Below are 7,777 nucleotides of genomic sequence, written 5' to 3'. Positions count from 1 at the left end.
CTGCGGCTTTTCCTAGGCCGCTTGATTATATTATCACGGCAAATTTTCTTTGTCAACACTTTTTATTTAAAAATCTTTAATTGATTTTCATCTGTTCAATTATGATTTTTACAAGTGTTTCTCTGTGTTTCATCGCCCTGCCGCAAGCGACTCATTTATATTACCACAGCTGAAAAGATACATGTTGACTAATATTAGCGTTTACTAGAAAAATGTCATCCTTTTCTTTATATTACTCTATTTTTCTTCAATAAAAGCATATTGATACACCAGGATATGTTTGTTCTATTTTCTGTATAAACATACTAATTTATGTCTTCTGTGATTATAGATCTACGTACCTTCAAAGCTCTTTACGAATTGGATTCTCCTATATATATCTCTGTTTATTTCACACGAAAAAATTATTTCTATAAAAGAAAAAGACTAATTCCTCTATTAGAATTAGTCTTTTTACTTAATTTTATACCTAATATTTTATTAATCTAAATATATTATTCTTATAGCTTCTGCCAGAAAATAAACCTGTCCACTATTTTAAAACAGCTTTAAATTAAGGTGCTAAAAGATGAATACCTGCTCCCGGTCCTATTGGCCATCCTGCAAAGTACCATACTATAAGAAGAGCACTCCATCCTAATAAGAATACTATGGTGTATGGAACCATTGTAGAAATAAGAGTTCCTATACCTGAGTCCTCATCGTATTTTGCTGCAAAAGCAACTATTACCGCAAAGTAACTCATTAAAGGAGAAATTATATTAGTTGTAGAGTCTCCTATTCTGTAAGCTATCTGAATGAAATCCGGGGAAAATTGGCTTCCCATAAGCATAGGCACGAATATAGGTGCCATGATAGCCCATTTTGCTGAAGCTGATCCCATGAATAGATTTATGAATGCAGTTAACAAAACAAACAGCAAAATCAATCCTATACCTTTAAGTCCTATGGCTTGAAGGGCATCTGCACCCTTAACAGCTATTATGGTTCCAAGCTTTGTATAGTTAAAGTACGCTACGAACTGTGCCGCTATAAATGTAAGAACTAAATAAGAGCCCATAGAAGACATAGCCTTTGCCATACCATTTACTATATCTTTATCATTCTTTATAGTTCTTGCTCCTATACCATAAGCCACACCTGGAACAAAGAAGAATAAAGCTATAATAAGAACTATAGAATTCATAAATGGTGAATGTCCTAAGATTTCTCCTGTTTTCGGATCTCTAAGTATAGCACTTGCCGGTACTGTAAGGAAAAGTATAGCAGCTATGAATACTATTAAAGAAATAAGAGCAAATTTTAAACCTCTCTTTTCTTCACTTGTAAGATCTTGAACAACTTCCATGTGCTTTCCTTTATATTCACCAAGTCTTGGCTCAACTATCTTTTCAGTAACAAAAGTTCCTAAAGCAGTTATAACAAAAGTTGAAATGAACATGAAGTATAAGTTTGCTGTAGGTGTTACTGAAATGTCCGGTCTTAATATATGAGCAGCCTCAGTACTTATACCTGCAAGAAGCGGATCAATAGTACCTATCATAAGATTTGCACTAAAACCTCCGGATACTCCTGCAAAAGCTGCTGCCAAACCTGCAATAGGATGTCTTCCTACGCTGGCGAAAATTATTGCTCCTAATGGAACAAGAACTACGTAGCCTGCATCTGAAGCTACATTGGACATAACCCCTGCAAATACAACAATTACAGTAATTAATGTCTTTGGTGTGCTTAACACCATTCTTCTTAATGCTGTTGAAATAAGGCCTGAGCCTTCTGCCACACCAACACCCAGCATAGCTACAAGTACTGTTCCCAATGGAGCAAAGCTTGTAAAGTTATTTACCGCACTTGTAAATATGTACCTTATGCCTTCAGGTGTCAGTAAGCTTACTGCTTTTACAGTAACCTCCCCCGCTTTAAAAGTCTTAGGATCGATTCCCTGATAGGTTACTGTTGTTCCTACCATCGCAACTATGTGTGATGCTACAGCAACAATTGCACATAGTATTAAGAAAATCGTTACAGGATGTGGAAGCGCATTACCTACTTTCTCAACTCCGTCTAGGAATTTAAGAAATAGTCCTTTCTTTTTTTTCAAAATGTGTCCCCTCCCTAATAATTCATTAGTTTCTCATAACCCCTACCGAAATCCATAAATTATCGGTTAATTATGATAATTTATTATATATGGCAATTAACATCCATTTCAAGTGAAATTTTTTCCCGCAATTTACACATTACCATTTAATTACTTATTTGTACTGTAATTGTAAGAGAATGTGAAGAATTTTTAACAAATTAATATTATGTTATTATTTTTATAGAAATGTTAGTATGTTTTATATAATATATATATTATAGAGTAGGGAGGTGTTCTGCATGAATTTTGTTTTATATACGCTTTATGCGATATTTGTTATTAATATTATACTTGCCATTTCTATAGTAATATTAGAAAAGAAACAACCTGAGAGAACCATTGCCTGGCTTATGGTATTAATACTGCTGCCTCCTATAGGACTTATACTTTATATATTCTTAGGGCGCAATTGGAAAATCCATAAGTTAAATGACCGTATGTCTGAAGATGTTGAAAGGCTTATTACTCCTATAATTGAAAAGATGCCCAAAAAGGATAAGCCTTATATACCACTTATTGAATTGCTGGCAAACAACAGCGACTCACCTGTCTTTATTAATAATGAAATAAAGATATTTATCGATGGAAATGAAAAATACCGTTTTCTTAAGGAAGAGCTTCTTAAAGCCAAACATCATATTCATTTGGAGTATTATATATTTAAAAATGACGGCATAGGAAATGAGATTAAGGATATATTAGTTCAAAAGGTCAAAGAAGGGGTCAAGGTTAGATTTATCATAGATAAGGTAGGATCTATAAAGGTTCCTAGGAAATATCTCAAAGAAATGGCTGAAGCAGGTATTGATGTAGTAGTATATTCATACTTTTTGGCCCCTCTGCTGAGAGCCATTAATACACAGATAAATTTTAGAAATCATAGAAAAATCGTAGTTATAGATGGAAAAGTAGGTTTTCTTGGAGGGATAAATATCGGTGATGAGTATCTCGGTTTAAGTAAAATGGGTTATTGGAGGGATACTCACATAATGGTTAAAGGTGATTTTACCCTTGGTCTTCAGGCTGTATTTCTTGATGACTTTTTAACCATTAAAAAGGTTACCAACAGCAATTATGTATTTTATGATCAGGAATTTGATAAATATTTTCCTGCGGCTCCTGCTGCTAAAAAGAAAATACCCATGCAGCTTGTAAAAAGCGGTCCGGATTCCCAGTTTCCGGCCATTATGCAGGCCACTTTAAAAATGATTTCCATAGCTACAGATCATATTTATATAACAACACCTTATTTCGTCCCTTCTGAAGGTATAATGGATGTACTGCAGATTGCAGCTTTAGGCGGTGTAGATGTACGTATAATTTTCCCTGAACAGGCAGATCATTTCACTGTAAATTACGCCTCAAGAACTTATCTTGCAGATCTTCTCCGCTGCGGTGCTAAGGTTTACTTTTATGATAAAAAGTCCTTTGTACATTCTAAAACAATGACTATCGATGGGAAGATGTGTTCCGTAGGAACAGCGAATTTGGACAGGAGAAGCTTTGAGCTTAACTATGAAATTAATTCTGTCATATATGACGAGGAAATAACACAAGAGCTTGAACAAATATTCTTTGAAGACTTAAAAAAATGCAGACTGTTTACCCTGGAGGAATATGAAAGTTCAGGAAAATTCCAAAAAATACTGGAGGGTATTACAAGAATTTTTTCAGCGTTATTGTAAAATAATTTAAAAATAATTCATATTTAAAATATTAAAACTCCTTTTATAAGCGGAATACCAAGTTACAACTTAGTATTTCGTTCAATAAAAGGAGTGATTTTTTAAGAAATCTTAAAATTGATTATGGTTACATAATTACTTAGTTAAAATGTTAACGTTTTTTTAATTTTAAATATTTTTTATAATTTTTGTGTTTCTATTAAAAATATGTAGTAAGGAATCCCTTTTTCTTTAACGGAATATACAGAAATCTCTACAGGATATTTTTTTCTATTCCTGATTAAAAGGCAGCTCTCTTTTTTAAGATAATCCCCTTTTTCTAATTTTGGCAAGCTTTCTCTTAATCTATTATGGCAGGTCACATCGATTATCTCATAAATACTCCTGTTTAACAGCACATTATAATTCTCTGCTTCCAACAGATTTTTTATATATTCATTATAGTAAACAATTCTTTCTTTATGCATAATCAATATTCCATGAGGCATGAGCCTTAATAGTTCCTCATACTTTTTATAATCATATTCAAGTGCGATTTTCTCTTGTTCTAGCTTTTCATTGGATTTTTTTAAACAATTCATCTTTTCATTTATTTCCTGAAACAAAACGTTATAGGGATTTTTTATAATCGAGTCTATGAAAGCTGCGTAAAGCAATATATATGATATAAAATTAAATATATGTCCTAAAAAATTGGAAATATCATAAACCCCTATATAGATAACTAAAGCTAGTCCACTAAAAACCTTAAATATAAGTGATATAATAAGGAGGTAAGCTTTATCTTTGATTTTTTTATCATTAATATTTTTAATATATAAAAATATAGAAATAATAAACATTAAACCTATTACATATTCACTAACCACTTTAAAAGCTGTAAGTCCCTGGCCTTCTATATAGCACTCCGGAAACACTTTATATGTAAAAACGCTGAGCAAAAGTAACAATGTTACTATGCTGTTAACTATCAAAAGCTTTTTTACATTTACCTTTTTATTCATGAACTGAAAAGATGTTAATATAACAACAGCCTCAAAATATCTCTGTATAATCCAAAGCTGAGTGGGAACATTGGAAGTGACATCGATTATTGAAACACCTTTATAGGTAAAAAGGTGAAAAAGGTTTATAAAGGCTACAAAACCATAGGATATACCTATAAAAGTATAATAATTATTATCGCTTATATTCCTTGTTATATATGCAAGAATCATAAAGGTCAGTCCTACTAAACTGACTACAACCTCCGCCAGGGAATGAAACAACACATAATTTATCCTGCTTAAGTAAATAAAAATAAAAAAAACCGCTAGAGAAATCAAAGAGCCTGTGATCAATTTCCCATTTTTGTCTTTCATATGCATTTATATCCCCCTTTATTAAGTTTTCCCCTAATCAATCCTTCAATATGTAAAATATAATATTTTCTTCTACTAGATTATACCATTAACTTGATATTACAAAAATAGACTTTTTTAAAAAAATTAAGCATAAATATCAGAAAATTCGATATCAACCTTTTCAAGTATGCTGATTTCACGAATAAGCTTATCTTCATCTTCATTACAGGAAATTTCTCCTTCAATACGTATTAAAGGAAAAGACACAAAAATTTCTGTACCTCTATTTAAGGCACTTTTTATCTCTATACTGCCATTTTGCATTTCAATTAAGGACTTGGCTATGGTAAGTCCTATTCCGCTGCCTTCATTCTGCCTTGATAAACTCGTATCAACCTTTCCCAGCTTTTCAAAAATTCTTTTTGTCATACATTTAGGTATCCCTATACCATTATCCTTTATTTTTATTGTCACATATCCCTCTTTATTGCTATATATATTTATCTTAATCAAACCGCCGTTCTTTCCATATTTAACGGCATTAGAAAGCAGATTAAGCATTATTCTTTCAATAAACTCTAAATCACAGTTAATAAAAGCTTCCTCGAATTGTGTATCAAATATTATATTGATATTTTTGTTTCTGGCATAGCTTAAAATGGACAGTGCTATATCCTCTGTTAGGCTCACTATATTCTCAGGCTTCATCTTGGGCGCTAAGAATCCAGCTTCAATTTTTGTAGTATCAATGAGATTATTTATTAATCTAATGAGTCTCAGGCAATTCTGCCTTATTACCTTGTTATATCTTTTTATATCCTCTATGGATAGATTATCTATGTATCTATTCTGAAGCTGCAAAGCTGAATATATAACGTTTATAGGTGTTTTAAGCTCGTGAGATATATTTGAAAAAAATTCATTATTCACCTCCTCCTGTTTATTCTTCTCAATAAGAGCAAGCCTCATCTCCTCTACCCTCTTCTTATCCGTTATATCCCTTAATGCCAGTATGCAGGAATCCATATCATTATCATCTAAATATAATGAAGATATTTCCACACTGCATTTCTTTTCTTCGAAGCAGAGCTTACATTCTATTATTGGAGAATTTTGAAATTTATTTGCCTTTTTTAAGTTTTCTTTAATCTCCTCATGAGAGTCGCTTTCTAGTATAGAAAACACGCTCTTATTAATCAATGCTCCTTTATTTTTGAGGCCAAGCATTTCAAGAATTTTAAAGTTAGCATACTTAATTCTGTTATCCTTGACTACAAGTATACCATCTGGCATAAAATCCAAAACCTTCTGATATCTTTTATAATATCTTTCCATATTAAGTTTTGCCTTTAAAGTTTCTTCATTGGATAATTCTAGTTCAGTAGCTTTTTTGTTTAGCTTATCAAAAACTGTGGAAAAAGGATCTATTATAGTGCTTTTAAAAAGAGCCTTATATAGGAAGCAAAAAGATATGAAATTTAATAGATGTCCTAATATGTTATAAACATCAATTATATTTTTATACATAACATAAACAAAACCTGCACCGATTTTAAAAATCATAGAATAAATAAGCAGCTTATAATTATGCTTTATATGGACTCCTCTGTCCTTGTTATATAGATATATTACAATACAAAGCATTCCGTTTATTATATATTCGCTTATAATTTTAAAGGAAGTTAAACCTTCTCCCTTTATGTAACATACAGGAAATATTTTAAATTCCATAATAGATATTAAAAAAAAAGTAAGTATACAGCTGTTTACTGCGATTAATTTTTTATAGTTAATCTTCCTATTAATAAAATAAAACGACACTATAAGAGATATTCCTTCAAAGTATCTTTCCAGAATCCATATTTGAGAGGAAACATTTGCATCTGAGGAGATCAGATTTATTCCTTCGTAGGCAAAGACGTGGAATAAATTTATTATACCTATGAAGCCATAGGTTATCCCCAAAAAGGTAAAATAGCTGTTTTCCGATATTTTCGCTGTACCAAGGGCTATAACCGCCACACCAAAGCTTATAACCACTGTGATTATCTCTATAAGAGAGTGAAATAAGAGAAAACTTTCCGAACTCAAATATATAAAAAGAATAATTAACATAAGAGGGGTAACCCACCCTAATAAACAAGCGCTTTTAATACCACTCCTCACTTTCATTAAAACCACTCCTCAACTCAGGAATACGCTTATATACTTATAATTACATTTTATCTCAAATATTTCCAGTTTTTTTCATCGCAAATTAAGACTAATATTCGCCTAATATGTTAAATTATTACTTTTTATTATATAAAAAATATTCATTTTAAGATTAAGCACATTGTGAAAATAATTATTATCTGAAGTATTTTATTATTTTTAAAATACTACTGTAAAATTAATATAATCATTTCTATCATTTTCCACATAAAAACTATATAACTACATAAATCCAAATAATTAATCTAATACTCCCTAATACTGAGTAATCCTATACCTTTATAGTAAAATTTCTATAAAAATAAAGCTTTTATGTCATATTTTATTATAATTTATATATCTATAATTAAGTTTTTTAATAAAAAATTAAAAATAATATTATAAAAAACTTT

4 protein-coding genes are annotated in these 7,777 nt (G+C 30.9%); 1 reads left to right on the top strand and 3 read right to left on the bottom strand.

Annotated elements, in window-relative coordinates; all coding sequences use genetic code 11:
* Positions 1-553: 553 nt before the first annotated feature.
* Positions 554-2,101, bottom strand: a complete 1,548-nt coding sequence (locus tag TA89_RS16870; protein WP_040215088.1) for an AbgT family transporter — start codon at positions 2,099-2,101, stop codon at positions 554-556.
* A gap of 281 nt (positions 2,102-2,382) precedes the next feature.
* Here TA89_RS16870 and cls point away from each other — a divergent pair, with 281 nt between their 5' ends.
* Positions 2,383-3,828: a cardiolipin synthase gene (gene cls, locus TA89_RS16865; RefSeq protein WP_040215085.1), complete on the top strand. Its 1,446-nt coding sequence runs from the start codon at positions 2,383-2,385 to the stop codon at positions 3,826-3,828.
* A 179-nt stretch (positions 3,829-4,007) separates the two neighbouring features.
* On the opposite strand, the gene TA89_RS16860 is transcribed toward cls, so the two are convergent.
* Complete coding sequence (locus TA89_RS16860; protein ID WP_187119327.1) at positions 4,008-5,189, bottom strand: MASE3 domain-containing protein; 1,182 nt, start codon at positions 5,187-5,189, stop codon at positions 4,008-4,010.
* A 126-nt stretch (positions 5,190-5,315) separates the two neighbouring features.
* Positions 5,316-7,343, bottom strand: coding sequence for a sensor histidine kinase (locus TA89_RS16855; protein WP_040215078.1), 2,028 nt, complete (start codon positions 7,341-7,343; stop codon positions 5,316-5,318).
* Between the last annotated feature and the right edge of the window lie 434 nt (positions 7,344-7,777).

The sequence above is a fragment of the Clostridium polynesiense genome, assembly GCF_000820705.1.
Classification (GTDB): domain Bacteria; phylum Bacillota; class Clostridia; order Clostridiales; family Clostridiaceae; genus Clostridium_AA; species Clostridium_AA polynesiense.
The sequence above is the reverse complement of the archived record's forward strand: the minus strand, read 5'-3'. Positions and strand labels throughout refer to the sequence as shown.

Excerpts from the sequence above, each read along its gene's own strand:
- TA89_RS16855 (WP_040215078.1), bottom strand. The coding sequence starts at position 7,343 with ATGAAAGTGAGGAGTGGTATTAAAAGCGCTTGTTTATTAGGGTGGGTT.
- TA89_RS16860 (WP_187119327.1), bottom strand. The coding sequence starts at position 5,189 with ATGAAAGACAAAAATGGGAAATTGATCACAGGCTCTTTGATTTCTCTA.
- cls (WP_040215085.1), top strand. The coding sequence starts at position 2,383 with ATGAATTTTGTTTTATATACGCTTTATGCGATATTTGTTATTAATATT.